This window comes from Nocardia sp. NPDC052254 (assembly GCF_040679495.1).
GTDB lineage: Bacteria > Actinomycetota > Actinomycetes > Mycobacteriales > Mycobacteriaceae > Nocardia.
This window is the reverse complement of record NZ_JBFAUW010000011.1, coordinates 39503-65654: the sequence shown is the minus strand read 5'-3', so window position 1 is coordinate 65654 and position 26152 is coordinate 39503. Positions and strand designations below refer to the sequence as shown.

Sequence of the window (26152 nt, the reverse complement as noted above, 5' to 3'; positions counted from 1 at the left end):
AGCCGCTACCCGACCGCGCCGGCTGCCAGCGCCGCTCGCCAGCTGCCGTATTCGCTGAGGTCCTTACCCGCGGCCGCCGCCTCGCCGTCGCACCCGAATGCCGTGTGCCAGCTGCCGTCGTCGAGTTCCACCGCACCGAGCTGCATGGGAGCGGGCAGATTCGCCAGGAAGCGCCCCAGTGCCGCCGGCGACAGCAGCCATCGTTCGCCCGCGACCGCCACACCACCCTCGCATCGGGTGACGGCGGGTTTCGGTGGTGTGGTGTCCAGCGCCGCGAGCCGATAGGCCGGTGCGGTGCTGACCTCGCCTGCCCAGCGCGCGCCCAGCGCGTGCAACTGGTGTTCCAGCGGCTGGCCGCGTAGATGCGCGCCGAAGACGATCAGTTCGCACGGCGGTGCGGCGGCCAGTGGCCACGGCCGTGCGATCGGGTCGGAGCCGGTGATCAGCGCGGCGAGGTCGGCTGCCACGGCATCCTCGAACGGGCGGGCGAAAACGGTTACCCCGAAACAGGATTCACCCGCGCTCGCGGACGGTACCGCCACCGCGCACAGATCGAACAGATTGCAGAAGTTGGTGTAGGTGCCCATCAGGGAATTGACACCGACCGGATCGGCGGCGACCGCCGCGATCGTCGGATGGGCCGGTGCGGTCGGGGCGAGCAGCGCGTCGGCGCCCGACAGTGCCGCCATCGCCTGGGTACGCAACCGTTCGAGCTCGGCGCGGTCGGCAACCAGCCGGTGCGCGGGAATGTCCTTCGCCGCCCGGATGATGCCGCCCACGGTCGGATCGACCCCGTCGGGGTTCGCATCGACGAATTCGCCTACCGCAGCGTATCTTTCGGCGACGAGCGCGCCGTCGTAGAGCAGACGCGCAGCGGCCAGGAACGGTGCCGGATCGATCTCGACGATGGTGGCACCGCGCTGCCGCAGGGTCGTTACCGTCCGCTCGAAGGCGGTGCGCCACTGCGGATCCAATCCGGGCAGTTCGGCGAAGACCGCGACGGTGGGACGTGGTGGGGCCGCCAGGCGGAACTCGCTGGGCCAGGGCCGGTCGGGGGCGCCCGCGGCCATGACACCCATCGCGCGATCGGCCGTGCCGAGATCGGTGGCGAAGATCGTGACACAGTCATAGGAACGGCAGGCCGGAATCACACCCTCGGTGGAGATCACCCCGACGGTCGGCTTGATACCCACGATGCCCTGCAGCGCCGCCGGAATCCGGCCGGACCCGGCAGTGTCGGTGCCGATGGCGATATCGGCGGCACCTGTCGCGACCGCGACCGCCGAGCCGGAACTCGACCCGCCGGAGATGAATTCCGGACGGCGGGAATCCGATACCGCACCGTAGGGCGACCGGGTGCCGACCAGGCCGGTGGCGAACTGGTCGAGATTGGTCTTGCCGACCACCACCGCCCCCTCGGACCGCAGCGCCGCCACCGCGGGCGCATCACGCTGCGGCACAAAGGAATAGCCGGGGCAGCCCGCGGTGGTCGGTACCCCGCCGACGTCGACATTGTCCTTGACCGCCAGGCGCAGACCGGCGAGGGCGCCGGTCGTGGCGTCGGTGCCGGGGTCGAGGCGATGAATCCAGATGCTCATAGGTCGTCCACCCTCAATCTCGTTCGGACAGCTCACCGGCGGCACGCCACGAATTCCGTTCGGTCGCGAAGGCTTCCGCCTGTCGCGCGCGGAAGCCGGCGATCGACTCGGAGTTCGCGGCCAGGAATTCGCGATGGTCGGCGAGCCGGAACTCGCCCTCCTCGATGCGTGGTTCGCCACCACCGCGGGCGATGTCGGCACGCATGTCCAGCAGTTCCTCCGCGCCGACGGGATACCAGCGGATACGATCGAAATATCGGAGCAACCAGGGATTTTCGTCCCGGCCGGAACTGCGGTGATTCCAGACCTGCGTGGTGCGCCCGACGAACTGATACCCGCCGGGACCCTCCATCCCGTAGATGCACAGGTATGCGCCACCGATCCCGACCGCGTTCTCCGGGGTCCAGGTGCGGGCCGGATTGTATTTGGTGGTGACCAGCCGGTGCCTGGGATCGGTGGGGGTGGCCACGGGCGCACCCAGGTAGACGTCACCGAGTCCGAGCACCAGGTACTCGGCCGCGAAGACGGTGTCGAAAACATCTGCGACCGTGGATAATCCGTTCATCCTGCGGATGAACTCGATATTCCACGGACACCACGGCGCATCGGCGCGCACGCCGTGCATGTACCGGGTGATCGCCTCGCGAGTGGCCGGATCGTCCCAGGACAGCGGCAGATGGACGGTGCGGCTGGGCACCACGAGCTCGGTGGCCGCGGGCACCGCCGACTCCGCCTCGCTGAGGAGCTGCAGCAGTTTCGGGCGTGACAGCCGCTGCGGGTCGAAGCGGATCTGGAGCGAGCGGATGCCGGGTGTCAGCTCGGTGATACCGGGCTCGGCATGTTCGAGCAGATGGTGATGCAGGGCGTGCACGCGTGCCCGCAGACCGAGATCCAAGGTCATATCGCCGTATTCGACGAGGATGCCGTCGTCACCGGCGCGGCGGTAGGTGATCGAGGTGGTGTCGTCGGCCTCGGCGCGGGCGATGATGCCGTCGTCCCCATCGCCGCCGTCGGACAGGACGATGGGCCAGTCCGCGCGCCGGGCCGGTCCCAGCGCGCGGATCGAGGCCGCCCGATCGGCCCGCACCGGTACGAAGCGCACGGTGTCCCCGGGGCAGAGCTGTCCCAGCTTCCACCGTTCCGCGGCGACGACCGTGACGGGACAGACGAATCCGCCCAGGCTGGGACCGTCGGGGCCGAGCAGGATCGGGGTGTCTCCGGTGAAATCCAGGGCTCCCACGGAATACGCGGTGTCGTGGATGTTGGACGGATGCAGCCCGGCCTCGCCGCCGTCGGTGCGCGCCCACCGTGGCTTCGGTCCGATCAGCCGCACGCCGGTCCGGTCGGAATTGAAATGGACCTCGTAATCCGTGCCGAGGAGGGTGTTCATATCCTCGCGAGTGAAGAACTCCGGCGCGCCGTGCGGGCCCTCGGTGACCGCGAGCTCCCAGCGATGCGACAGCACCGGTTGATCGGCCATCGGCACCCCGGAGCCGATCCGCCTCGGAGGCGCACCGAGCGGTAGGCGGTCGCCGGAGCGCAGGGCGGCGCCGGTTCCGCCACCGAATCGTCCGAGTGTGAAAGTGGCTGTGCTGCCCAAGTATTCGGGTAGGTTCAGCCCGCCCGCGATCAGCACATAGGTTCGCATACCGGGTCCGTGGATCGCGCCGATGTCGAGTACCGCACCGGCGGGAACCACGACCGTGCGCCACTGCCGGACCGGCCGGCCGTCGACCGTCACCGTGGCGGGAGCGCCGGTGACGCAGACCGATGTCGCGACGCCGAACCGCAATGCGGGCCCAGCCAGTGTGCATTCCAGTCCGGCGGCACCCTCGTCGTTGCCGAGTGCGCGGTTGCCGAGCCGGAGCGACAGATCGTCCATCGGGCCCGACGGCGGGACGCCGACATTCCAGTAGCCGACTCTGCCCGGCCAATCCTGCACGGTGGTCAGCATTCCCGGGCGCAGGACCTCGATCGCCGAGCCGTCGATATCGGTGGCGCCGACCACGCCCTTCTCGAGCTGTACGGTACTCATCGCGACACCACCATCCGGACCGGGGTCGGCTCGAATCCGTTGCAGGGATTGTTGATCTGCGGGCAGTTGGACACCAGGACCAGCGTGTCGATCTCGGCGCGCAGGGTCACCGATTTGCCCGGCGCGGACAGACCGTCGACGATGCCGAGCGTCCCGTCGGCCTCGACCGGAACGTTCATGAACCAGTTGATGTTCGAGACCAGGTCCCGCTTGCCCAGACCCCACTCCAGTGCCGCGGTCAGGAAGTTCTCCACACAGGCGTGCTGGTGGCGGGTGTGGTGACCGTAGCGCAGGGTGTTGGACTCCTGGGAACACGCACCGGCGATGGTGTCGTGGTTGCCGACATCGTCGGCAACGACCGTCATCAGTGGGGTCCCCGATTCGGCGCGCAGGACGCTCCCGGTGGTCAGGAAGATATTGCGCTGCGCCGCGACGGTGACCTGGGCGCTGTAGCGGTCGGTGTGGTCGGCGGCCGAATAGAGCAGGCAGTCGACCGCCTGATTGCCGTGCAGATCGATGATCTCCAGTTGATGCCCCGCGGCGACGATCGCCGACCAGGGGGCGCAGGCGGCCACCGTCTCGTCCAGTACCACGGTGCGTTCGGCAGTGCTGTTCATGCGACGGTCTCCAGATCGTGAGCGGCCAGCCAGGCCTGTTCGGTGTTCTCGACGGCGCGCCGGTATTCGGGATCGTCGTTGCCGGGCCCGTGCGGCTCGGCGGCGCGCCAGGCGACGACATCCAGTGCGGTCGTGGGGCGTTCGTCGAGCGGGTGGGCGCCATTGGCGATCAGAACGGTCAGCGGCAGATGAATCAGCAGTTCGACCGCGCGGCCCGGACCGGCATTACCGGTGGCGGTGAGCCCACCGTCGGCGCCGGCCCGGACGCCGCGGAAGAAGGAGAGCGTCGGGCCGATATCGCGTGGTGTGAGCCCGTGTTTCGCACCGGCCACCCGGAGTGTGGCGCGCACGTGTGCGGTCGGACCACACAGCGCGTCGTGCCGGCCCGAGCTGTCGGAGACGACCGTGGCCAGCACCCGCCCCTGATCCGACAGCAGTGGATGTCCGGGACCCAGGTACGCCTGCCACGGGACCTTGACGGTATCTGCGACATTCAGCCGTTCCCACGGTGCCTCGGCGCGCAGCAACAGCACATGCGCACAGGCGCGGCCGTCCGGGTCGCCGAGCCGGATGCGAGTGCCCCGGCCGAGTACCGCGGTGGTATACCCGTCGGCCGGAACACGTTGTGCGAAGGTGATTTCCGAGCGGTCGACCGATTCCGGCAGCGCGGGGCCGGCGACGATCGCCGCCGCTGCCTGTGATCTCGCGTGTGCGCGGGCGGAGGTGGTGGATGCGGTGTCGGACATGGGAACTCCTCGCGGGCGGGACGGGCGGGGTCAGGCGGGTTGCGGTGCGGGCCGGGATTCGGCCGGAGCGGGCCCGGGGGTGACACCGCGGTGCACGGCCGCGCCCACCACGATGGTCAGGATCAGGAAAAGTGGTGCGGCCCAGAGCATCCACCAGCTGCCGCCGTCGGGTGTGTAGACCTCCGATCGCGGCCAGGCCAGATTCACCGCCATGGCGATTCCCCACACCACCGCCAGCAGATTCACCGGGATGCCGAAGCGGCCGAGGGAGAACAGGCCGGGTTCGGCGGCGGGCAGGCCGCGCAGACGCCGGATGAGCAGTGGAACCGTGACCAGCAGATACGCGATGTACAGCGTCACGATGCACACACTGGCGAGGGTCGCGAACAACGCGGCGTTGCCGAGATTGACCACCAGCAGCGCGACCGCGAGTACGCCGATGACCACCGCGGGCAGCACCGGTGTGCCGAAGCGGGGGTGCACCCTGGCCAGGCGGGCGGAGAACGGCAGCCGGTCATCGCGTGCCATCGAGAAGATCAGCCGGGAGCCGGCGGTCTGAATCGCCAAGGTGCACACGGTGATCGCTATCGCGACGCAGGCCAGCAGGACGGTGCCGGCGGGGCTGTCGAGCTTCGCGGTGATCACATAGGCGAGCCCGTCGGCGGCCAATCTGCCGTCGCTGACGCTCGGGGCGGCCATCAGCGCGCCGAGCAGCAGCAGACCGCCGCCGAGGGCCGAGGCCGACAGTGCCAGCAGGATGGTGCGTGGTGCCACCCGGCGCGGATTCCTCGTCTCCTCGGAAAGCTCACCGGCGGAATCGAATCCGACCATGACGTAGGCGGCCATCAGCCCGGACACCAGGAATGCCGCCCAGTACGGCCCGGGTGTGGCTTGATCGGTGTGCAGCACGACATCGGCGCCACGTTCGGTGTGGGTGAAGAACAACGCGATGACGGCGAGAACACCCACGATCTCGACGGTGACGCCGATCGAGTTGATCCGCGCCATCAGATCGATGCCGATCACATTGATCACGGTCGTGACCACCAGCAGAATGCTGCCCAGCAGTACGGCGTTGGTCGCGCCGTCGGTGGAGGTGAGCGCGGTCTCGGTGCCGATCAGCTGGAATCCGCTCCAGATCGAGGGCAGCACCACCTGCAGCGCGATCGCAGCCGCCGCGGCGGTGACGATCTGCGCGATGATCATCATCCAGCCCGCGAACCAGCCCACCAACTCTCCGGCGAGCCGGCGCGACCACTGGTAGATGCAGCCCGAGATCGGGTAGCGCGCGGCCAGTTCCGCGAAGTTGAGAGCGACCAGGAACTGTCCGGCGAACACGATCGGCCAGGTCCAGAAGAATGCGCCGCCGCCGAATCCGTAACCGAACCCGAAGAATTGGAAGATGGTGGTGAGAATCGAGACGAAGGAGAAGCCCGCCGCGAACGAGGCGTAGCGGCCCAGCTTGCGATGCAGCACCGGCTGATAGCCGAACCGTTCCAGGTCGGCGCTGTCGGGTGTGGATTGCGGGGGTGGATCCAGGGCGATGGCCATGTGCGGTCCTCCGGCGTGGCGCTCAATATCTATCGCTTGACAGTTTTGCGGCCGGGATCGCGCTTTCGGTGACCGTTGTGTATCGCTTGCGGTAACGCGCGTAACTTCTGTGTTGCCGCGATTTCTATCGAGTGACAGATATTTCACAACCGCAGGTGAGCGGCGGTGCGAGAGGTTCGCGCGCAGGCTCGGTGGCACGATGAGGCGGTGACACATCTCGGGCCGGGGCGCCCCCGTGCCGATCAGCGCAGCCGCCGCGGGGGGACGCCGCGCGCCGAAATCCTGGATGCGGCAGCCGAATTGTTCACCGCCAACGGATACGGAAGCACCTCCACCCGGGGCATCGCCGACGCCGTCGGTATCCGGCAGGCCTCGCTGTATCACCACTTCGCCGCCAAGGACGACATCCTCGACGCACTGCTCGCCGAGACCATCACCGCGCCACTGGATCTGGCCGGCCGGTTGCTCGCCGACACCGCACCCGCCGCGATACGCCTCTACGCGCTGGCATGGGCCGATGTCGGTCAGCTGTGCTTGTCGAAATGGAATCTCGGTGCCCTGTATCTGCTTCCGGAACTGCGTGACGAGCGGTTCGCCGAGTTCCGCCGCCGACGCGCCCGGTTGCGCCGGCACTACGAGGAGCTGGCCGCGGCCGCGATCGAGGCGGCGGGTCCGGCCGGTGTGCCCGGCGCCCAGGTGCTGCCGTTCCGAATCGTGGAGACGGCGATCAATATCCGTTCCGACGAGGGCGAGGCACCGGACTCCGCGCGGACCGCCATCCCCGACGCCGCCCTGCGTCTGCTCGGAGTGCGCGATGACCCCGCGGAACTGCGCGCCGCGGCACGGCGGCTGTTGACGCGCCTGGAGGAGGAAGCGGACTGAGGCGGCACCGGGATCGTTTCGGTGTGCGGTGCCGGTCCCGCCCGATACGCGCGGAGCTCGAGTCACGGGCAACTCCTCGCCACCCGTGCCAGCGCCGAACGGTCACCGGCGCTGATCGGCAGCTCGTATCGGGCGGCCGTGGTGAGGTATTTCCCGGCGTAGAAACAGCGATACGCGCGAGCGGGCGGTAGCCAGTCGGCGGGAGTTCGGTCGCTCTTGTTCATATTGGTGGGCCCGTCGACCGCCAGCAGATTGAATTCGATGTCGTTGGCGAAGCGCATGCGGGCCGCGACCGGCCAGCCGGCCGCTCCCATATCCCAGGCCGCGGCCAGCGGATACACGTGATCGATCTGCACCTCGCGGGCGCGGGCACGATCGAATCCGATCCGGCGGCCGGTGTACGGGTCGTACAGCGTGCCCGCGACCACGACACAGTCGTGCGTACCGGGCCGGAATCTGACCTCGTGCAGCTGCCCGGCCAGCACGCTGTTGCGAGAATCGCAGCCGTCGTGCCCGCCGGGCCCATCGTGATCGTCGGACCAGGCCGGACCGAAGACGCAGCCGCGTCGCGCCCCGCAGTCCCGGTCGTATCCGCCCGGATGCGGGCGATTCGGCACCACCCGCACGAGGCCCAGCAGCTCCTCGAGCCGAGCCCGAGTCGGGCTGCCCGGAGCGGGCGGCGGACCGGTGAACGTCGCGCACCCGGCCACAACCACGACTGCCACCCCGGCCAGTATCCGAGCCGCCCCGGCGATCCATCCCCATCGCATATGCCAGATCTACTGTGCACCGCCGACCAGAAGTGGCCGGAATCTGCTGGACGGGGTGCGTCGGCCCGAAAACGCTGTTCGATCCGCCCCGCGGTGGTGCTCGTCGCCCGGGAACGGAGGGACGCGTGCCGAGCCGACGGCCCCGGGCCCGGTTGTCGGTACCGGCTGATTGGATGGGGGAATGCTGCACGGTCTGTGGTCGCCCGGGTCCGGGTTGGTGCTGTGGCGCCTGCCCGGCTCCGACGGCACGCCCGCCGCGGCGGAGTTCGCCGATCTTCCCGATCCGCTCGGGGAGATCGCGCGTACGGCTCGCTTCCGGCATCGGGCCCGGGTACTGCTCGCGGGTTCCGCCGGGCCCCAGGTCGCGGAGGTGCGCGGCCACGCGACGGCACCGGCGGTCGCGGCCCGGGTGCTCACCCAGCCACTGCCCGAGCGCCTGGTCGCCGCGGACCTGCGGTACCTCGCCCACGTGGCGCGCGGAGTGCGGCGCTGGGTGCGGGCGGGGCGGATCGTGCCCGAACTGCATCGCGCCGACGGTGAGTGGTGGGTGCGCTGGCGGCTGGTCGGCGGGCAGCGACAGCGTGCGTGGCTCGCCGAACTCGCCGCGGCGATGCCCCCGGCACTGCGCGTACCGGACGCCCGGTCCGCGACGGCGGTGCTCGAGGACCTGGTCACCGAACTCGCCGATCCGCTGACCCGCATGGAGCTCTACACCCGCGAACCCGCCCATCCGCTGCTGGCCGCGCTGGTCGCCGATGTGCCCCTGGACGCGGGCTCCCATCGGGTCGCCTCGGTCCTCGAGCAGTGGCGCACCAGCCTCACCGCCGGTGAACCCGATCTGGTGCTGCGACTGCTGGAACCCGACGACGATCCCGACGACGACCCGCAGGCGATGGCCGCGCTGTGGCGCCTCGAGGTCTGTCTGCGTTCGGAAGGTGAAGCACCGCAACCTGTTCCGATCCAGGGTGATCCGGCCCTGATCCGGCTGGCGGGCGACAGGGTGGCCGCGGCCGTCCAGGCCTATCCGCGCCTGCAGCAGGTGCCGCGTGATCCCTACGGGATGGATTTCCTGCTGCCGACTCCGGTCGTGCAGGAACTGGTGGCGCATGGCGCGAACGCGCTGCGCGAGGCCGGGGTCCAGCTCATGCTGCCGCGGGCATGGCGCATCGTCTCGCCGACCATGCGATTGCGGGTGCGGTCACCGGCCGCCACCGAGACCGCGGTCGGGCTGAGCGGACTGCTGTCCTATCGGTGGGAGCTGGCACTCGGTGACACCGTGCTCACCGCCGAGGAGATGAGCCGGTTGATCCAGGCCAAATCCGATCTGGTCCGGCTGCGCGGTCAATGGGTCCAGGCCGATCAGCGCAGTCTGACCGCTGCCGCGGCCTATCTGGAGGGCCGCACCGACGACCGTCCCGCGACACTGACCCAACTGCTCGGCGAGATCGCGGCCACCCAGGTCCGCAATGTCCCGATCGAGGAGGTGACCGCCACCGGCTGGGTCCGCGAACTGTTCGACGGCGTCCACACCGGTGATCCCGTCGAACCACCCGCCGGGTTGAAGGCGCAGCTGCGCCCCTATCAGCTGCGCGGGCTGTCATGGCTGGCGACGATGAACCGCCTGGGCTGCGGTGCCATCCTCGCCGACGATATGGGTCTCGGCAAGACGGTACAGGTGCTGGCTCTACTGGTGCACGAGAGAGAGTCCGCCACAAGGGGTTGCGCCCCGGCGCCGACCCTGCTGGTCTGCCCGATGTCGGTGGTGGGCAACTGGCAGCGGGAGACCGAACGCTTCGCCCCCGGCCTGCGGGTGCTGGTCCACCACGGCCCGGGGCGGCGATCCGGCGCGGAATTCGATGCGGCCGTGCGTGATTCGGATCTCGTACTCACCACCTACGCGCTGCTGGCCCGCGACGTCGAGGAATTGAAACGACAGCGGTGGGAACGAGTGGTGGTGGACGAGGCTCAGCACATCAAGAACGCCGCCACCCGCCAGGCCCGCGCGGCCCGGGCGGTCGGGGCACGGCATCGCCTGGCGCTCACCGGAACACCGGTGGAGAACCGACTCGAGGAATTACGTTCGATTCTCGATTTCGCCGCTCCCGACATCTTGGGTAAGCCGTCGGAATTCCATTCCCGCTTCGCGGTGCCGATCGAACGTGAGCACGACGAGAACGCGGTGAGCCGCCTGCGCTCCATCACCGCGCCCTTCGTTCTGCGCCGGGTGAAGACCGATCCCTCGGTCATCTCCGATCTGCCCGAGAAGTTCGAGATGACGGTGCGGGCCAACCTCACCGCCGAACAGGCAGCGCTGTACCAGGCCGTCGTCGACGATATGCTCGCGCAGCTGAAGGCCTCGCGCGCAACGGGTTCGACCGCGGTGAACATGGCCCGGCGCGGCGCCGTACTGGCAGCGCTGACCAGACTCAAACAGGTCTGCAATCATCCCGCGCACTACCTCGGCGACGGGTCGGCGCTGATGCGGCGCGGTCGGCACCGATCGGGAAAACTGGCTCTGGTCGAGGATGTGCTGGAATCGGTACTGGCCGAAGGGGAACGGGCCCTGCTGTTCACCCAGTTCCGCGAATTCGGCGATCTGATCACCCCGTATCTGAACGAGCGGTTCGGCACCACCGTTCCGTTTCTGCACGGCGGTGTCGCCAAGAAGCGCCGCGACGGAATGGTCGAACGATTCGCCGAGGCCGACGGCCCGCCCATCATGGTGCTCTCCCTGAAGGCCGGCGGCACCGGGCTCAACCTCACCGCCGCCAATCATGTCGTGCACCTGGATCGCTGGTGGAACCCCGCAGTCGAGAACCAGGCCACCGATCGTGCGTTCCGCATCGGTCAGCGCCGGGATGTGCAGGTGCGAAAGCTGGTGTGTGTGGACACGATCGAGGAACGTATCGACGACATGCTCACCGGCAAACAGGAATTGGCGAATCTGACCGTCGGTGCCGGGGAGAACTGGATCACCGAGCTGAGCACCGACGAGCTGCGGGATCTGTTCGCACTCGGCGCGGAGGCGGTGGGCGAATGAATCCCGATTTCAGCGCCTACGGCACCCGCCGTCCGGTGCGCGGTGGTGTGGAACCCCGCAACCGGCGAGGCTCCTTCGCCCGGACCTGGTGGGGGAAGGCCTTCCTGGAGGCCGTGGAACAGGTCGCCGACGCCGGTCGCCTCTCCCGGGGGCGCACCTACGCTCGGTCGGGGCAGGTGGTCGACTACCACCTGGAGCCCGGTGCGGTGGCGGCCGAGGTCCAGGGCAGCCAGCCGCGCCCGTTCACCGCGGTTCTGACCCTGCGCGTGCTGCGCGACGAGCGGCTCGACGAGCTGGTCGACCAGGTCCGCGGCACGCCGGGCATGCTCGCCCAGCTCGCCTCCGGCGCCCTGCCGCAGGCCCTGGGCCCGCTGCTGTTGCCGAATACCGCCGCCGAACTGGATTTCTCCTGCACCTGCCCGGACGACGGCTGGCCGTGCAAGCACGTGGCCGCGTTGTGCTACATCGTCGCCGAACGGCTCGACGAATCCCCGGTGATCATGCTGACCCTGCGCGGACTGGATCTGGAGACCCTGATCCGGGGTGTTCAGGAGGACCAGGGGCCCACGGTCTCCGACGACATCTACGGCGAGAACCTCGTCCTGCCGGAACTGCCCGCGCCGCGGTTCCGGGCAGCGGTCGAGGACCTGGATCCGCAACCCCTGCGCCAAGCCCTGCGCATGACCAGCGAGGACGAAACGATGGCGGAGACGGGCCTGCGCGAACTCGATGCACTGTTCCGCGCGCTGGAGAGTTCGGGGTAGGCCCGGCTCGCGGACCTCGGGCGCGCGCCGCGTCGATGTCACTATTCTGGCGAGCATGAGCACCGGCCGGTTCGTCGACGATCTCGGGGTTCCCGTGGCGCTGCCGGAATCGGTGCGGCGGGTGGTGTCGCTGGTCCCGTCGCTGACCGAGGCGATCGCGGTCACCCGTCCCGGCCTGCTCGTCGCCGCCACCGAATGGTGTACCCATCCGCCCGGGCTCACCGTCGAACGAGTACGCGGCACAAAGAATCCTAATGTGCGCCGCATCGCCGAGCTGGCGCCGGATCTGGTGGTCTGCAATCAGGAAGAGAACCGCCGTCTCGATGTCGAACGATTGCGTGATGCCGGAATCCCGGTGTGGGTGACCAGGATTCGCACCCTCGACGAAGCCTTCGATTCGATGGCGCGGCTGTTCGCGGTCGCCCTCGACGGCACCGTCCCCGACTGGCTGAGCCGGGCACGCGAGGTCTGGTCGGCCCCGGCGCCGTCGCCGATCGCCGCCGTGATCCCGGTCTGGCGTGATCCCTGGATGGTGGTGGGCCGCGACACCTTCACCGCCGATATCGCCCGCCGACTGGGCCTGCGCCTGGTCCACGCCGAGGGCGGCGACCGCTATCCCACCGTTCCGGAATCCGAACTGACCCGTGGCGTCGAGCTGGCGGTACTACCCGACGAGCCGTATGTGTTCACCGAAACCGATGGGCCCGAGGCATTCCCGGGTATCGCGGTGGCACTGGTGAGCGGCCGCGACCTCACCTGGTACGGCCCGTCGCTCGTCGAGGCCCGCGCCCGCCTCACCGCTCAGCTGGCCGGAGTGCGCGACAGTTGAGCACCCACCGTGGCGAAGGTGTAGTCGCCGAGATCGAAATGCGTGGCCCGCCAGGCCGCTTCGACGGTACTCATCGGCTTCAACGGCACATCGCCGTGTTTGTCGAAGTAGTAACTGTTGGACAACGCGCAGCTGTCCTGCCGGAACACCTGTCCGTCACGCCGGTCGAGCATCTGCCGGAAGTAGCGTTCGTTGGCAGCCGCGGTGACCTCGATGCGATCCGCACGTTTGCTGCGGGCGTGCCGCAGCAGGCGCAGGATGTGCTGGGTCTGCATCTCGATCAGCGTGAAATACGAGGCGCCGTTGTAGCCGTACGGCCCGATGATGGAGAAGAAATTGGGGAATCCCGGCACGCTCACGCCCTCATAGGCCTGCAGCCGGTTCTCGTCCCACCACTTCTCCAGATCGCGCCCATCGACGCCCGTCATATCGAAGGTGGGCATATTGCCCGACTCCATCACCTTGAATCCGGTGGCGAGGATCAGTACGTCGGCCGGATGCTCGGTTCCGGCGGTACGTACACCGGCCGGGGTGATCTCGGTGATCGGATCGGTCTCCAGCGTCACATTGTCGCGATTGAACGTCGGCAGATAGTCGTTGGAGAATCCGGGTCGCTTACAACCCAGCGCATACCGCGGAGTGAGTTCGGCGCGAACCACCGGATCGTGCACCTGTCGCCGCAGATGCGCGAGACCACTGCGTTCGCCCAGCTTCGCCAGTGGCAGCGTCGAATAGTAGTGCGCGGACAGCGGGAAGGTGAGCTCGACGAACGTCTGGCTCGCCAGTCGTGAGATCGCCTGTCCGCCGGGCAGATACCGCAGCGCCCAGCGGGCCGGTGCGGGCAGTGCGCTGTCCGGCCGCGGCAGGCACCAGATCGGGGTGCGCTGGAAGACCGTCAGCTGTGCGACCTCCGGTGCGATCGAGGGCACGATCTGGACCGCGGAGGCGCCGGTGCCGATGATCGCCACCCGCTTACCACGCAGCGACTGCTCGTGATCCCACCGCGAGGTGTGCATCGTGATGCCCGAAAATGATTCCACACCAGGGATATCCGGTAGTTTCGGCCGGGTCAGTACGCCGGTCGCGCCGATCACGTAACGTGCGGTGAGCCGGTCGCCGTCGCTGGTGTGCAGGGTCCACGCCGCCGCGTCGGAATCGAACTCGGCGGCGGTGACCGTGGTGCTGAACCGGATTCGCGGTCGCAGCCCGTATTTGTCCACGCAGTGCTCGGCGTACTCCTTGAGCTCACGGCCGGGTGCGTAGACCCGCGACCACCGCGAACTCTGTTCGAACGAATACTGGTAGCTGAACGACGGAATATCCACGGCGATACCGGGATAGGTGTTCCAATGCCAGGTGCCGCCCACGCCGTCGGCGTCGTCGACGATGAGGAAGTCCCGGAAACCGGCCTCCCGCAATGTGATCGCCACGCCGATACCGGAGAATCCGGCACCGACGATGATCACCTCGTGATCGATGGTCATCGTTGCTCCTGTCTCCTGCGGGGCACCCGCACCCGGTCGCATCGATGACCGGCTGCGCGATTGTGGGTCATCGTTGCTCCTGTCTCCTGCGGGGCACCCGCACCCGGTCGCATCGATGACCGGCTGCGCGATTGTGGGTCATCGTTGCTCCTGTCTCCCGCGGGGCACCCGCACCCGGTCGCCGTGCGCGAAGATGATGCAGTCGACCCGGTGTTCGATGCCGTCGACCGTTCGGATTCCCAGTGGTGCGAGAGTGGCGATGGGCCAGGTCACCAGCCGGCAGTTGGGTTGCTGCAGGGCCCGGTAGTAGTGGCTGTGCCGCCGGATGTCGGTCCCGCCCTCGGGTGTCAGCTGACGCCGTACCCACTTGTCGCGGACCTGGATTCGCAGATTCGCCCGCGCGGCGCAGCGGCTCAGGCGCGCGGGAACGAAGGCGGACAGGCCTGGCATCGGCAACCGCGGCAGCATCCACACCGAATCGTGCTGGAACACCGTGACCTTGCCGGCCTGCGCGACCACGGCCGGCAACACCCGCGCCACCGCCGCGGCCGAACCGACGACAGCCACCCGCCGCCCCCGGAGATCGCGACGGTCGTCCCACCGCTCGCAGTGGATCCGCTCGCCGGTGAAGTCCGATCCGCCGCGCGGTTCGGACACGGCCGCGGCGCCGGTCATTTCGCCACCGGTTCGTAGGTCAGTTCCCGTGACCAGGACGGCGGCGCGCCGAACAGCCGGGCCGGGATACGGTCGATGCCGATATTGAGCACATCGACGGCCAGCTGCACCGGCTGAATCCGGTGAATGGTCATGCGCGCGTGGTAGCGGACCACGTGATACAGCGGCACCCGTCGAATCGCGGGTTTGCGATCACCGAGAGTTTCGTAGCGCCGCACCGCATTCCACAGCTTTTCCTCGTCCAGTCCCAGCGCGACGATATTGGCGGCCATCCGCGACAGCAGCGGTGCGTAGAGCACCGCCCCGAGCGCGAAGGACGGGCGCAGTGCGAATCCGGCCGTCTCGATCGCCAGTCGCCGCACCGGTCCGGCGCCGAGCTGCTCGAGCACCTGGAATCCGACGGCGAGATGGCGCGATTCGTCGCTGTTGATGTGCCGGAAGACCTCGTGGCACAGCGGATCGCGCACCTCGTCGAGCAGGAATTTCACCAGTGCGCCGTCGAGCGCGGTCTCCAGCGACGGGATCACGGTCCCGAGCACCGGCAGGGACAGATCATCGCCGAAACGATCGAGCCACTCGATCACCAGGCGAATATTGTTGTTGGGCACCGGCATCGCGGCGGGAGTGTCAGGCAGCATCCCCCAGCGCCGCATGAGCGCCAGCTCGGCATTGGCGTGCTTCTGCTCCTCGGCGTGGAAATAGCGGTAGATCTCGCGCAGGGCGCCCGGAGGCGCCTTGCGGGTCAGTGCCGCGAAACCGCGCGCTCCGACATGTTCGATCCACACCAGATCGGCCATGAAGGCCGCGAGCCGAGGCCGCTGTTCCGCGGTGATCAGCTCGGCTCCCGGTGCGTCCCAATCGATATCGGCCAGCGACCATTGCCGGTCCTGGACCGTTGCCAGCATGTCCGGATATGCGAACGCCATTGTCCGACCTCCTTGCGGCGGGCTACCGCATCATTCGTTCGAGTAGCCCGGTGACCTGCGTGTAGGGGCTGGGAAGCAGTCGTTTGGACTGCCAGATGAGCTTGGCCTCGATCTGCGGCACGACGTAGAGACGGCCGTGATCGACGGCATCGAGGGTGGTGCGGGCGATCGACTCCGGGGATCGTCCCGTCCAGCGCAGCATCGCATCGCCCAGCCGGGCGATGGTCGGGTCCTCGATCTCGACGCCGGTGAGGATATTGGTGCGCACCGCGGTCGGGCACAACGCCGTGACACTCACACCGGTACCGGCCAGTTCGGCGGACAAGGTCTCCGACAGCGCGAGCACCCCGGCCTTGCTGACGTTGTAGGCGCCCATTCGGGGTGCGGTGCCGAATGCCGCGGCCGAGGCGGTGTTCACGATCGCTCCACGTCCGGCGGCCCGTAGCCGAGGTGCGAAGACATGACAGCCGTGCACCACACCCCACAGATTGACATCGAGTACCTGATGCCACTGTGTCAGCGGAGCCTCGCCGATCACCTCGCCGCCCCGCCCGATTCCGGCGTTGTTGACGACCACCCCGGGCACCGTGCCGAACCAGTCCTCGGCGGTGTCGGCCAGTTCCTCGACCTGTTCGGCCACGCGTACATCGCAGGCGACGGCGAGGGCGTCCGCATCGGATGCCGTGATCTCCCCGGCGACTGCGGCGGCGGCCTCGGCGTCGATGTCGGCACACACCACCCGGCCGCCGCGGCGGGCCAGTTCGACGGCGAATGCCCGGCCGATACCGCTGCCGGCGCCGGTGACCACCGCATCCGCCCGTTCGGTGCGGCGGGGACCGCCGAAGGGATTGAGTCGCATGAGTGAACTCCCGGAGCCGTCGTTGGCCTGCGCGGCAAATTGGCCGCGCCTGCCACCAATTAGGCGCGCGATGGGGGAGAATGTCAACCATGAGTGCGCGACAATCGGCGCATACGTCCCGGCACGATCGGTCCGGCGACGGCAGTGCGCAGCGAGCCGAGACCACCCGCGCGGCGCCGCGTACCTGGGGTGGGCGCACACCGGAACAGCGGCGCGGGGAGCGCCGCGCCCGGCTGCTCGAGGCGGCCCTCGACATCTGGGACGAACACGGCTGGGCGGCGGTCACCATGCGGGGGGTGTGTGCCCGCGCGGGTCTCAACGATCGCTATTTCTACGAACACTTCGCCGACCGCGACGAACTGCTCGCCACCGTCTGGGACGAGGTGTGTATCGAGGTCTTCGGTGAGCTCACGGCGGTGATCGCGGAGAACATCGGCCGGCCGCCCCTGGAGATCCTGCGCACCACGATCGCCCGCGCGGTCGAATTGCAGTTCGACGGCCACGCCCGCATCCTGGCGGCCGACCACGCCGGCAGCGCGATTCTCGAGGCCCGCCGCTCGAAGATGCTCACCGACGCCACCGATTGGCTGATGGCCGCGGCCGAACCCTATCTACGTCCGGGCGTGGACCCGCTGTCACTGCGCATGAGCACGCTCATGGGAATCGGCGGATTCGTGGAACTGCTGTCGGCGTGGCGGGCCGGCACTCTCGATGTCGATGCCGAGCGGCTGGTCGAGCACACCGGTGCGCACGCGGCGGTGCTGTCGGCGCAATATCTGGAGATCACACCGCGGTGATGTGAGAGTTCCTGTGCGCTAAGGCTTTTCGGTCGCGTAGGCGCGCAGGAAGGTGTCCGTCGCGGCGTCGGCGATCGCCTCGAGTTCGCGCGCGCCGACCTTGCGGGTGCCCAGCCGCGAGCGGGCTTCGAGTGGTCCGGTCAGCAACGACAGGAACTGCTCGGCGGCGCACTCGGGATCGGTTCCGCGCAGTCGGCCGTCCAGGGCAAGGCGGGCCAGCCGATCGGCCAGGGCTTCGGCGAGATGCAGTGAGGTGCGTTCCTGGACGGCCAGCACCAGATCCGGGAAGGTGCCCAATTCGGCGTAGGTCAACGCCCGCAGGGCGTGTGCACGCGGACCGGCGCAGATGCGCAGCAGTTCGCGCGCGGTGGTGCGCAGGGCCGGCCCGGGGGCACCGTCGATCCCGCGCAGCGGCTCGATCGTTTGGGCGCACTGTGCGCCGATGTCGTCGGCGGCGGCGATCACGGTGTTGCGGAACAGCGTCTCCTTGTCCCGGAGGTGGTTGTAGACAGTGGGTTTCGCGACTCCGGCTTCGTCCGCGATCTCCTGTACGCAAGCGCGGTCGTAGCCGCGCCGGGCGAACACGGTGAAGGCGACATCGAGAATCGCCTGCCGTTTGTCGATTCGGCCGCGGGGAGCCGTCGCCTTCGTCACCGCCGCATCCTACCGCCGGGTTCGATCCGATGAACCATGTGAGGAGCTCTTGTGAACCTGCCGATCAGTTCACTAGATTGAACCAGTGAGTTCAAATAACAGGAGGGCTTCATGATCGTCCACACACTGCGCTTCGCATTCCGTGAGGAGGCCACCGCGGCGGACCGTGAGCAGGTGCTGACACTGATGCGCCGCACCGCAGCCGTCGATTCGGTGTCGTTCGCCACCGTCGGGCGCACCGTCGTCAGCGATCCGGACAGTGGTTACACGCACGCCTACTGTGTGGGGATCGCGGATCTGGACGCGCTCGAGCGGTACATGTACGACCCGGTCCACCTGGCCGGCGATCCCGAGATCATCCCGCATCTGGCCAAACTGCACATCGGCCCGGATGTTTCCGACGATCCCGACCCGGACCTGAGCGCCAAGATCCTCGCGATCAACGATCGCAAACTCGCGGCCCATCCCGAATGGGCGGAACTGATGGGCACCATCCCGGAGGTGCGCTTCGGCTGACCGGGGCCGCACCCGGGAGCGCTCAGGTCAGCAGTTCGGCGTCGATGCCGTACACCCGCTGGGCATTGGTGCGGAAGACCTGTTCGAGTTCCTCGATGCTGCCGTCCCGGTCGGCGAGGACGTCGATCACCGCCTGGGCACTGTTGGCGATTGTCGTAATCGGTTTGTCCACAGGGTAATTCGAGCCCCAGATCAAACGCTGCGCACCGAAGACATCGAAGGCGTGGTGCAGCAGCGGGGCGGTGCGGTCGAGCAACTCGGCCACCGAGGTGGTGCTGCCGCGCACCGGTACGGGGTGGCCCAGAATCGGCATGGCCAGTCCGCTGACCTTCGCCATCACATTGGGATGGGTTGCGAGCGTGGCGATATCGTCGCGCCACTGCACGAAGAGCTCGCGGCGGCGGCCCGGATTGGTGCCGGTGTCGCGGCCCACCGGTCCGAAGATCCCGGCCGGTGTGCCGAGGTGGTTGAGCACGATGGTCACCTCGGGGTACCGGCTCGCGAGCCGGGTCACCTCCGGGATCTGATGCGAGTAGACCCACGCCTCGAACGACAGTCCGCGTTCGGCGAGCACCGCGAATCCGTCGAGGAAGGCCGGCGCCGACAGCGCGCCCTCGGCCTTGCAGAACGATCGCACTCCCGAATCCGGATGATGGGCGACCATGGTGCGGATACCGCGGAACAGCGGTGACGCCGACTGATGCTTGTCGATCAGTTCCGCGAATCCGAGTGCCGCCGGATCGCCGCTACCCATGATCGCGCCCAGCGCCGGGGTGTCGACACCGAACGGCAGACTCGCCACCCAGCGCGTCTCGTCGGCCTTGGCGTCGGGCGCACGCCCGGCCCATTCGACCTCGATGTGTACCAGTGCCTCCACCGGGACATCGCCGATATCCGCCCGATAGTCCGCGGGCAGATACGGCCGCAGATAGGCATCGGGGTTTCCGACGAAGTCACGATCTCGCTTCGGCGCCAGCCGCGCGGCCCTGTCGACCGACAACGGCACGAACCGGAACAGTTTGGCCAGGGTGCTGAAGTCGCGCGGAGTATTCAGCGGATCCCACTGATGGATATGTGCGTCCACAACGCTGATACCGGCGAGGTCCATGACACCCTTTCGTCGCGGCAGACGGGTCCGATCAGCGCATTGTCACACGCTCGCGCACCCGTGCGGGGCACATCGGACCCCCTCGTCACACATTCCGGCGGTATTGCCCGCCCACGGTGAAGAAGCAGTCGGTGATCTGTTGCAGGGTGCACACCCGGGCGGCATCCATCAGCACCTCGAAGACATTCTCGTCACCGCGCGCGGCGGTCTCCAGCCGGGCCAGCGCCTCCTGCGCGCTGTCGCGATGAGTGGTGGCGAATTCCTCGGTGCGCTGCAACTGGGACTGTTTCTCGGCTTCGGTGCCGCGGGCCAATTCCAGTACCTGATGTGCCTCGCCGTGCGGATTGCGGAAGGTGTTGACACCGATGATCGGCAGCGTGCCGTCGTGTTTGCGGTGTTCGTATCGCATGGACTCGTCCTGGATCCGGCCGCGCTGATAGCCGGTCTCCATCGCGCCCAATACCCCGCCGCGTTCACTGATCCGCTCGAATTCGGTGAGTACCGCCTCCTCCACCAGATCGGTCAGCTCGTCGATGACGAAACTGCCCTGCAGCGGATTCTCGTTCATCGCCAGGCCCCACTCGGAGTTGATGATCAACTGGATGGCCAGGGCGCGGCGTACCGATTCCTCGGTGGGCGTGGTCACCGCCTCGTCGTAGGCATTGGTGTGCAGGCTGTTGCAGTTGTCGTAGATGGCGATCAGCGCCTGCAGCGTGGTGCGAATATCGTTGAAATTCATCTCCTGCGCGTGCAGCGAACGACCCGAGGTCTGAATGTGGTACTTCAGCTTCTGCGATCGATCGTTCGCACCGTATTTGTCACGCATGGTGATTGCCCAGATGCGGCGCGCCACCCGGCCGATCACCGAATACTCCGGATCCATGCCGTTGGAGAAGAAGTAGGACAGATTCGGGGCGAAATCGTCGATATCCATACCGCGTGCGAGGTAGGCCTCCACATAGGTGAATCCGTTGGCCAGGGTGAATGCCAGCTGGCTGATGGGATTGGCCCCCGCCTCGGCGATGTGATAACCCGAGATCGACACCGAGTAGAAGTTGCGAACCTTGTTGCGCACGAACCATTCCTGGATATCGGCCATCATGCGCAGACTGAACTCGGTGGAGAAGATGCAGGTGTTCTGTCCCTGATCTTCCTTGAGGATATCGGCCTGCACGGTGCCGCGAACCGTCGACAGTGTGCGGGCACGAAGTTCCGCGGCCTGGTCGGCATCGGGTTCGCGCCCGGTGTCGTCCCGGAATCGTTGCAGCGCCTGATCCATCGCGGCATTGAGGAAGAAGGCCAGGATCGTCGGTGCCGGACCGTTGATGGTCATCGATACCGAGGTGGTGGGTGCGGCGAGGTCGAAGCCGTCGTAGAGCGCCTTCATATCGTCGACGGTCGCGATGGAAACCCCTGAGGTGCCGACCTTTCCGTAGATATCGGGCCGGGACGCCGGATCGTGGCCGTAGAGGGTCACCGAATCGAACGCTGTCGACAGCCGCTTGGCCTCGGAATGCTCCGAGAGCACCTTGAACCGGCGATTGGTGCGGAACGGATCGCCCTCACCGGCGAACATCCGCGCCGGATCCTCGTTGTCGCGCTTGAACGCGAAGACACCACCGGTGTAGGGGAAATAGCCGGGCAGATTCTCCGCGCGCAGGAAACGCAGCAGCTCACCGTGATCGGTGAACCGCGGCAGCGCCACGCGCGGAATAGAGCTGTCGGACAGGGAGGTCCGGCGCAGTGCGGTACGGATCTCCCGATCGCGGACCCGTACGATCTGCTCCTCACCGCGGTAGGACTCCGCCAGCTGCGGCCAATTCTTCAGCAGCGTGGCCGATTCCGTGCTCAGCTCGCCGGTCGCCTCTTCGAGCAGCCGGGACAGCTCGCCGCGCGCGGCCGAACCTCCGCTGGCCGAACCCGATGTGCTCTCCGGCAACTCCGCCAGGACCTGATCGATGCGCTGCACTCGCTGCGCGGCGGCCACCTGGCGCAGCGTCTCGGCATGGTAATCGCGGACCGTTTCGGCGATCTCGGCCAGATACCGCACCCGGCCGGGCGGAATGATCTGTGCGAATCGCGTGGACGCCCGGGTCTCGACCCGCGGCAGCACGCCCTCCTGCACCGGCAATCCCTGCTCGTTCAGCCGGGTGGCCAGATACTGGTACAGCGCGGTCACACCGTCGTCGTTGAATGTTGCCGCACTGGTACCGAATACCGGCATGTCTTCCGGTGCGGAGCCGAATGCCTCCCGATTACGCACCAGCTGCCGCGAGACATCACGCAGCGCGTCCTCGGCGCCGCGGCGCTCGAACTTGTTGACGGCCACCACATCCGCGAAGTCGAGCATGTCGATCTTCTCGAGCTGGGAGGCCGCGCCGAATTCCGGTGTCATCACATACATGGACAGATCGACGTGATCGACGATCGCGGCGTCACCCTGCCCGATTCCGGGGGTCTCGAGGATCACCAGGTCGTATCCGGCGGCCTTGCAGGCCATGATCATCGCGTCGATGTTCGTGGGCAGTTCGTGGGAGCCCCGGGTGGCCAGTGACCGGAAGTAGATGTGGTCGGCGTCGAGCGAGTTCATCCGGATGCGGTCACCGAGCAGTGCGCCGCCACCACGACGCCGGGTCGGATCCACCGCGAGAATCGCCACCCGCAGTTTGTCCTGCTGATCGGTGCGCAGCCGCCGCACGAGTTCGTCGGTGAGCGAGGACTTTCCGGAGCCGCCGGTGCCGGTGATCCCCAGGACCGGGACACGGCGTCCGGCCGCGGTGGTCCGCAGTCGCTCCAGATCGGCCGCGGGCAGCGCATCGGCCTGCAGGCAGGTCATGGTGCGCGCCAACGCGAATCGCTCACCGGCCAGTACCGCCTCGATCGGCGCCGGATCGGTGGACAGATCCACATCGCAGGCCTGTACCAGTTCGTTGATCATGCCCGGCAGCCCGAGGCGCTGACCGTCCTCGGGGGAGAAGATGCGCACTCCGGCCGCGGCCAGCCGCTCGATCTCCTCGGCCACGATGACCCCGCCGCCGCCACCGAAGATCCGGACGTCACCCGCACCCGCCTCGCGCAACGCGGAGGCCAGATATTCGAAGTATTCGACGTGGCCGCCCTGATACGAGCTGACCGCCACGCCCTGCACGTCCTCGGCCAGGACCGCGTCCACCACCTCGTGCACCGCGCGGTTGTGCCCGAGATGAATCACCTCCGCACCCTGTGACTGCAGGATGCGCCGCATGATGTTGATCGCCGCGTCGTGGCCGTCGAACAGGGCCGCCGACGTGACGAAACGAACGGGGTGGACCGGAACGTGCAGCTCGGCCATGTCATTCTCCAACCAGGGGCCGGCGCGGACCTCCGCGCACCATCAGTTGGCGTCCCGACAGTAGGACGTCATAACAACTCTACTGTGGCGCATGTCGCCTTGCTATATGTGGGATGGATCACAGATAATCCAATACTTGGATGTCCAACTATATGGTGACCTTGTACCGCGTCGTTCCGGCATGGCGGCGGAATCCGAGCACAGGCATCGAGAACAGGACTGAGATGGTTCGCGAACTCAATCACTTCATCGGCGGGCAGCAGGTGCCCGGAACGTCCGGCAAGTTCGGTGACGTCTACGACCCGAGTACCGGGCAGGTGCAGGCGCGGGTACCGCTCGCGAGCGTGTCCGAAGTGGAAGCGGTGATCGCGAACGCCGAGCAGGCGCAGCAGGTCTGGGCGGCGTTCAATCCGCAGAAGCGGGCCCGGGTGCTGATGAAGTTCGTCGCACTGGTGCAGGACGAGATGGAATCCCTGGCCGCGCTGCTGTCCAGCGAGCACGGCAAGACCATCCCCGACGCCAAGGGCGATATCCAGCGCGGACTCGAGGTGATCGAATTCGCCATCGGCATTCCGCACCTGCTCAAGGGCGAGTACACCGAGAGCGCCGGCACCGGCATCGACGTGTACTCGATGCGCCAGCCGCTGGGTGTGGTCGCGGGTATCACCCCGTTCAACTTCCCCGCCATGATTCCGCTGTGGAAGGCCGGTCCCGCGCTGGCCTGCGGTAACGCCTTCGTGCTCAAGCCGTCCGAGCGCGACCCCTCGGTGCCGCTGCGGCTGGCCGAACTGTTCCTGGAGGCCGGGCTGCCGGCGGGTGTTTTCAACGTGATCAACGGCGACAAGGAGGCCGTCGACACGCTGCTCGCCGATGAGCGGATCAAGGCTGTCGGCTTCGTCGGGTCCACCCCGATCGCGCAGTACATCTACGAGACCGCCACCGCCAACGGCAAGCGCGCGCAGTGCTTCGGTGGCGCCAAGAACCACGCGATCGTCATGCCCGACGCCGACCTCGACGATGTGGCCGATCAGCTGATCGGCGCCGGTTACGGCTCGGCCGGTGAACGCTGCATGGCGATCTCGGTGGCCGTGCCGGTCGGTGAGCAGACCGCGGATCGGTTGCGCGTCAAGCTGCTCGAACGCATCGACAAGCTCAACGTCGGCCGGTCCGATGATCCGGGTGCCGACTTCGGCCCGCTGGTCGGCCGCGACGGCGTGGACCGGGTGAACAAATACATCCAGGTCGGTGTCGACGAGGGCGCGGAACTCGTCGTCGACGGCCGCGGACTGACGGTGCCGGGCGCCGAGAACGGATTCTTCGTCGGCGCAACCCTTTTCGACCGTGTCACGCCCGAGATGCGGATCTACACCGAAGAGATCTTCGGCCCGGTGCTCGCCATCGTGCGCGCCGCGGACTACGAGGAGGCGCTGCGGCTGCCGAGCGAGCACGAATTCGGCAACGGGGTAGCCATTTTCACCCGCGACGGCGACACCGCCCGCGATTTCGCGGCCCGGGTCCAGGTCGGCATGGTCGGCGTGAACGTGCCGATCCCGGTGCCGATCGCGTACCACACCTTCGGTGGTTGGAAGGCATCCGGCTTCGGCGATCTCAACCAGCACGGCCCGGACTCGATTCGCTTCTACACCAAGACCAAGACCGTCACCCAGCGCTGGCCACAGGGGTTGCGGACCGCGCCCGCCGCCGACGCGAATGCCGACCACTTCAGCATTCCGACGATGGACTGACCATGTTCACACTCGACGAGGACGAGAAGGCGATCGCCGATACCGCGCGAAGTTTCGCCGACGAGTTGCTCGCCCCGAACGCACTGGAATGGGACGAGCGCAAGCACTTCCCGATCGACGTACTGCGCAAGGCCGGCTCAGTCGGCCTCGGCGGCATCTACGTCGGTGAGGATGTCGGTGGTTCGGGACTGCGCCGCCTGGACGCGGTCCGGATCTTCGAACAGCTGGCCACCGGCTGCCCGGCCATCGCGGCCTACATCTCCATCCACAACATGGCCGCCTGGATGATCGACAGCTACGGCACCGAGGAACAGCGGCATCGCTGGTTGCCGGGACTCACCTCGATGGACTTGCTGGCCAGCTACGCGCTGACCGAGCCGGGTGTCGGCTCGGATGCGGCCGCCCTGAACACCAAGGCCGTTCGTGACGGTGACGACTATCTGCTCACCGGGGTGAAGCAATTCATCTCCGGCGCGGGCAGCACCGATGTGTACGTCCTGATGGCGCGGACCGACGATACGGGTGCGCGCGGCATCTCGGCATTCATCGTGCCGGCCGATGCGCCCGGAATCTCCTTCGGCGCCAACGAGAAGAAGATGGGCTGGAACGCGCAGCCCACCCGGCAGGTCATTCTCGACGAGGCCCGGGTGCCGGCGGCGAATCTGCTCGGCGGTGAGGGCAACGGGTTCCGGATCGCGATGAACGGCCTCAACGGCGGCCGGCTCAACATCGCGGCCTGCTCGCTCGGTGGCGGCCAGACCGCGCTGGACCGGACGGTGTCGTATCTGGCCCAGCGCAAGGCATTCGGGGCCCGGCTGCTCGACAACACCGCGCTGCAGTTCGACCTCGCCGATATGCGCACCTCGCTGGAGGCGGCGCGGACCCTGCTCTGGCGGGCGGCGGACGCACTGGACGCCGATGCCCCCGACAAGGTGGAACTGTGCGCGATGGCCAAGCGCTTCGCCACCGACGCCGGATTCGATGTGGCCAACAAGGCACTGCAATTGCACGGCGGCTATGGCTATCTGGCCGAGTACGGAATCGAGAAGATCGTGCGCGACCTGCGCGTGCACCAGATTCTCGAGGGAACCAACGAGATCATGCGGGTCGTGGTGGCCCGCTCGGTAGTCGGCGCGGCATGAACGGTCGGCGCCCGGAGAAGGCAGCGCGCGTAACCACGGAGGGCGCCCGTTCATGCCGAATCGCTACAGCGTGAAAGGAACCA

21 protein-coding genes are annotated in these 26152 nt (G+C 67.7%); 8 read left to right on the top strand and 13 right to left on the bottom strand.

Annotated features, from left to right (window positions below; all coding sequences use genetic code 11):
- Window positions 1-5 precede the first annotated feature (5 nt).
- Genes atzF through AB0L57_RS24975 form a run of 5 tightly spaced genes read right to left on the bottom strand, consistent with a single transcriptional unit; the run spans window position 6 to window position 6547 of the window.
- Window positions 6-1598, bottom strand: coding sequence for an allophanate hydrolase (atzF, locus tag AB0L57_RS24995; protein ID WP_364966683.1), 1593 nt, complete (start codon window positions 1596-1598; stop codon window positions 6-8).
- Between the two features lie 13 nt (window positions 1599-1611).
- The gene (locus AB0L57_RS24990; protein WP_364966681.1) at window positions 1612-3633 is read right to left on the bottom strand and encodes a 5-oxoprolinase/urea amidolyase family protein; all 2022 of its coding nucleotides are present in this window, start codon (window positions 3631-3633) and stop codon (window positions 1612-1614) included.
- On the bottom strand, window positions 3630-4250 hold the full coding sequence (locus AB0L57_RS24985) for an urea amidolyase associated protein UAAP2 (protein WP_364966678.1): 621 nt from the start codon (window positions 4248-4250) through the stop codon (window positions 3630-3632). Before AB0L57_RS24985 ends, AB0L57_RS24990 begins: the two co-directional genes overlap by 4 nt.
- Complete coding sequence (locus AB0L57_RS24980) at window positions 4247-4996, bottom strand: DUF1989 domain-containing protein (RefSeq protein ID WP_364966676.1); 750 nt, start codon at window positions 4994-4996, stop codon at window positions 4247-4249. Before AB0L57_RS24980 ends, AB0L57_RS24985 begins: the two co-directional genes overlap by 4 nt.
- A gap of 30 nt (window positions 4997-5026) precedes the next feature.
- On the bottom strand, window positions 5027-6547 hold the full coding sequence (locus AB0L57_RS24975) for an amino acid permease (RefSeq protein ID WP_364966673.1): 1521 nt from the start codon (window positions 6545-6547) through the stop codon (window positions 5027-5029).
- Window positions 6548-6826: 279 nt separating this feature from the next.
- Between AB0L57_RS24975 and AB0L57_RS24970 the strand changes: the two genes are divergently transcribed.
- Complete coding sequence (locus AB0L57_RS24970) at window positions 6827-7429, top strand: helix-turn-helix domain-containing protein (protein WP_364967041.1); 603 nt, start codon at window positions 6827-6829, stop codon at window positions 7427-7429.
- A 62-nt stretch (window positions 7430-7491) separates the two neighbouring features.
- Here AB0L57_RS24970 and AB0L57_RS24965 read toward each other — a convergent pair whose 3' ends face one another.
- The gene (locus tag AB0L57_RS24965) at window positions 7492-8199 is read right to left on the bottom strand and encodes an HNH endonuclease family protein (protein ID WP_364966670.1); all 708 of its coding nucleotides are present in this window, start codon (window positions 8197-8199) and stop codon (window positions 7492-7494) included.
- Window positions 8200-8380: 181 nt separating this feature from the next.
- Between AB0L57_RS24965 and AB0L57_RS24960 the strand changes: the two genes are divergently transcribed.
- The 3 genes from AB0L57_RS24960 to AB0L57_RS24950 are packed head-to-tail and all read left to right on the top strand — an operon-like array spanning window position 8381 to window position 12832.
- On the top strand, window positions 8381-11239 hold the full coding sequence (locus AB0L57_RS24960; protein ID WP_364966668.1) for a DEAD/DEAH box helicase: 2859 nt from the start codon (window positions 8381-8383) through the stop codon (window positions 11237-11239).
- Window positions 11236-12003 (top strand): SWIM zinc finger family protein, encoded by a 768-nt coding sequence (locus tag AB0L57_RS24955; RefSeq protein WP_364966665.1) that lies wholly within the window; start codon window positions 11236-11238, stop codon window positions 12001-12003. The genes AB0L57_RS24960 and AB0L57_RS24955 overlap by 4 nt, the downstream gene beginning before the upstream one ends.
- Window positions 12004-12058: 55 nt before the next feature.
- On the top strand, window positions 12059-12832 hold the full coding sequence (locus tag AB0L57_RS24950) for a helical backbone metal receptor (RefSeq protein ID WP_364966662.1): 774 nt from the start codon (window positions 12059-12061) through the stop codon (window positions 12830-12832).
- Here the strand turns inward: AB0L57_RS24950 and AB0L57_RS24945 are convergent.
- The 4 genes from AB0L57_RS24945 to AB0L57_RS24930 form a co-directional block, all read right to left on the bottom strand.
- Window positions 12805-14316, bottom strand: a complete 1512-nt coding sequence (locus AB0L57_RS24945; RefSeq protein ID WP_364966659.1) for an NAD(P)/FAD-dependent oxidoreductase — start codon at window positions 14314-14316, stop codon at window positions 12805-12807. The two genes, AB0L57_RS24950 and AB0L57_RS24945, sit on opposite strands and share 28 nt — an antisense overlap.
- Window positions 14317-14454: 138 nt before the next feature.
- Window positions 14455-14991 carry an NAD(P)/FAD-dependent oxidoreductase gene (locus tag AB0L57_RS24940; protein ID WP_364966656.1) on the bottom strand — a complete coding sequence of 179 codons (537 nt, stop codon included), beginning with the start codon at window positions 14989-14991 and terminating at the stop codon, window positions 14455-14457.
- Window positions 14988-15917 carry a ferritin-like domain-containing protein gene (locus AB0L57_RS24935; RefSeq protein WP_364966653.1) on the bottom strand — a complete coding sequence of 310 codons (930 nt, stop codon included), beginning with the start codon at window positions 15915-15917 and terminating at the stop codon, window positions 14988-14990. Before AB0L57_RS24935 ends, AB0L57_RS24940 begins: the two co-directional genes overlap by 4 nt.
- A gap of 22 nt (window positions 15918-15939) precedes the next feature.
- The gene (locus tag AB0L57_RS24930; protein ID WP_364966651.1) at window positions 15940-16776 is read right to left on the bottom strand and encodes an SDR family NAD(P)-dependent oxidoreductase; all 837 of its coding nucleotides are present in this window, start codon (window positions 16774-16776) and stop codon (window positions 15940-15942) included.
- 89 nt (window positions 16777-16865) lie between these two features.
- On the opposite strand from AB0L57_RS24930, the gene AB0L57_RS24925 reads away from it, so the two are divergent.
- On the top strand, window positions 16866-17573 hold the full coding sequence (locus tag AB0L57_RS24925; RefSeq protein WP_364966648.1) for a TetR/AcrR family transcriptional regulator: 708 nt from the start codon (window positions 16866-16868) through the stop codon (window positions 17571-17573).
- Window positions 17574-17591: 18 nt separating this feature from the next.
- Here AB0L57_RS24925 and AB0L57_RS24920 read toward each other — a convergent pair whose 3' ends face one another.
- On the bottom strand, window positions 17592-18227 hold the full coding sequence (locus AB0L57_RS24920) for a TetR/AcrR family transcriptional regulator (RefSeq protein WP_364966645.1): 636 nt from the start codon (window positions 18225-18227) through the stop codon (window positions 17592-17594).
- 111 nt (window positions 18228-18338) lie between these two features.
- Here AB0L57_RS24920 and AB0L57_RS24915 point away from each other — a divergent pair, with 111 nt between their 5' ends.
- Window positions 18339-18743 carry a Dabb family protein gene (locus tag AB0L57_RS24915; RefSeq protein WP_364966642.1) on the top strand — a complete coding sequence of 135 codons (405 nt, stop codon included), beginning with the start codon at window positions 18339-18341 and terminating at the stop codon, window positions 18741-18743.
- Window positions 18744-18765: 22 nt separating this feature from the next.
- Here the strand turns inward: AB0L57_RS24915 and AB0L57_RS24910 are convergent, their stop codons facing one another.
- Window positions 18766-19851, bottom strand: coding sequence for an amidohydrolase family protein (locus AB0L57_RS24910; RefSeq protein WP_364966639.1), 1086 nt, complete (start codon window positions 19849-19851; stop codon window positions 18766-18768).
- Between the two features lie 85 nt (window positions 19852-19936).
- Window positions 19937-23182 (bottom strand): fused isobutyryl-CoA mutase/GTPase IcmF, encoded by a 3246-nt coding sequence (gene icmF, locus AB0L57_RS24905; RefSeq protein ID WP_364966637.1) that lies wholly within the window; start codon window positions 23180-23182, stop codon window positions 19937-19939.
- 224 nt (window positions 23183-23406) lie between these two features.
- Between icmF and AB0L57_RS24900 the strand changes: the two genes are divergently transcribed.
- On the top strand, window positions 23407-24927 hold the full coding sequence (locus AB0L57_RS24900; RefSeq protein ID WP_364966634.1) for a CoA-acylating methylmalonate-semialdehyde dehydrogenase: 1521 nt from the start codon (window positions 23407-23409) through the stop codon (window positions 24925-24927).
- A gap of 2 nt (window positions 24928-24929) precedes the next feature.
- Window positions 24930-26069, top strand: a complete 1140-nt coding sequence (locus AB0L57_RS24895) for an acyl-CoA dehydrogenase family protein (RefSeq protein ID WP_364966631.1) — start codon at window positions 24930-24932, stop codon at window positions 26067-26069.
- Window positions 26070-26152 lie beyond the last annotated feature (83 nt).

Coding starts and splice junctions, on each gene's coding strand:
- atzF (WP_364966683.1), bottom strand. CDS start 1,598: ATGAGCATCTGGATTCATCGCCTCGACCCCGGCACCGACGCCACGACC.
- AB0L57_RS24990 (WP_364966681.1), bottom strand. CDS start 3,633: ATGAGTACCGTACAGCTCGAGAAGGGCGTGGTCGGCGCCACCGATATC.
- AB0L57_RS24985 (WP_364966678.1), bottom strand. CDS start 4,250: ATGAACAGCACTGCCGAACGCACCGTGGTACTGGACGAGACGGTGGCC.
- AB0L57_RS24980 (WP_364966676.1), bottom strand. CDS start 4,996: ATGTCCGACACCGCATCCACCACCTCCGCCCGCGCACACGCGAGATCA.
- AB0L57_RS24975 (WP_364966673.1), bottom strand. CDS start 6,547: ATGGCCATCGCCCTGGATCCACCCCCGCAATCCACACCCGACAGCGCC.
- AB0L57_RS24965 (WP_364966670.1), bottom strand. CDS start 8,199: ATGCGATGGGGATGGATCGCCGGGGCGGCTCGGATACTGGCCGGGGTG.
- AB0L57_RS24960 (WP_364966668.1), top strand. CDS start 8,381: ATGCTGCACGGTCTGTGGTCGCCCGGGTCCGGGTTGGTGCTGTGGCGC.
- AB0L57_RS24955 (WP_364966665.1), top strand. CDS start 11,236: ATGAATCCCGATTTCAGCGCCTACGGCACCCGCCGTCCGGTGCGCGGT.
- AB0L57_RS24950 (WP_364966662.1), top strand. CDS start 12,059: ATGAGCACCGGCCGGTTCGTCGACGATCTCGGGGTTCCCGTGGCGCTG.
- AB0L57_RS24945 (WP_364966659.1), bottom strand. CDS start 14,316: ATGACCATCGATCACGAGGTGATCATCGTCGGTGCCGGATTCTCCGGT.
- AB0L57_RS24940 (WP_364966656.1), bottom strand. CDS start 14,991: ATGACCGGCGCCGCGGCCGTGTCCGAACCGCGCGGCGGATCGGACTTC.
- AB0L57_RS24935 (WP_364966653.1), bottom strand. CDS start 15,917: ATGGCGTTCGCATATCCGGACATGCTGGCAACGGTCCAGGACCGGCAA.
- AB0L57_RS24930 (WP_364966651.1), bottom strand. CDS start 16,776: ATGCGACTCAATCCCTTCGGCGGTCCCCGCCGCACCGAACGGGCGGAT.
- AB0L57_RS24925 (WP_364966648.1), top strand. CDS start 16,866: ATGAGTGCGCGACAATCGGCGCATACGTCCCGGCACGATCGGTCCGGC.
- AB0L57_RS24915 (WP_364966642.1), top strand. CDS start 18,339: ATGATCGTCCACACACTGCGCTTCGCATTCCGTGAGGAGGCCACCGCG.
- AB0L57_RS24910 (WP_364966639.1), bottom strand. CDS start 19,851: ATGGACCTCGCCGGTATCAGCGTTGTGGACGCACATATCCATCAGTGG.
- icmF (WP_364966637.1), bottom strand. CDS start 23,182: ATGGCCGAGCTGCACGTTCCGGTCCACCCCGTTCGTTTCGTCACGTCG.
- AB0L57_RS24900 (WP_364966634.1), top strand. CDS start 23,407: ATGGTTCGCGAACTCAATCACTTCATCGGCGGGCAGCAGGTGCCCGGA.
- AB0L57_RS24895 (WP_364966631.1), top strand. CDS start 24,930: ATGTTCACACTCGACGAGGACGAGAAGGCGATCGCCGATACCGCGCGA.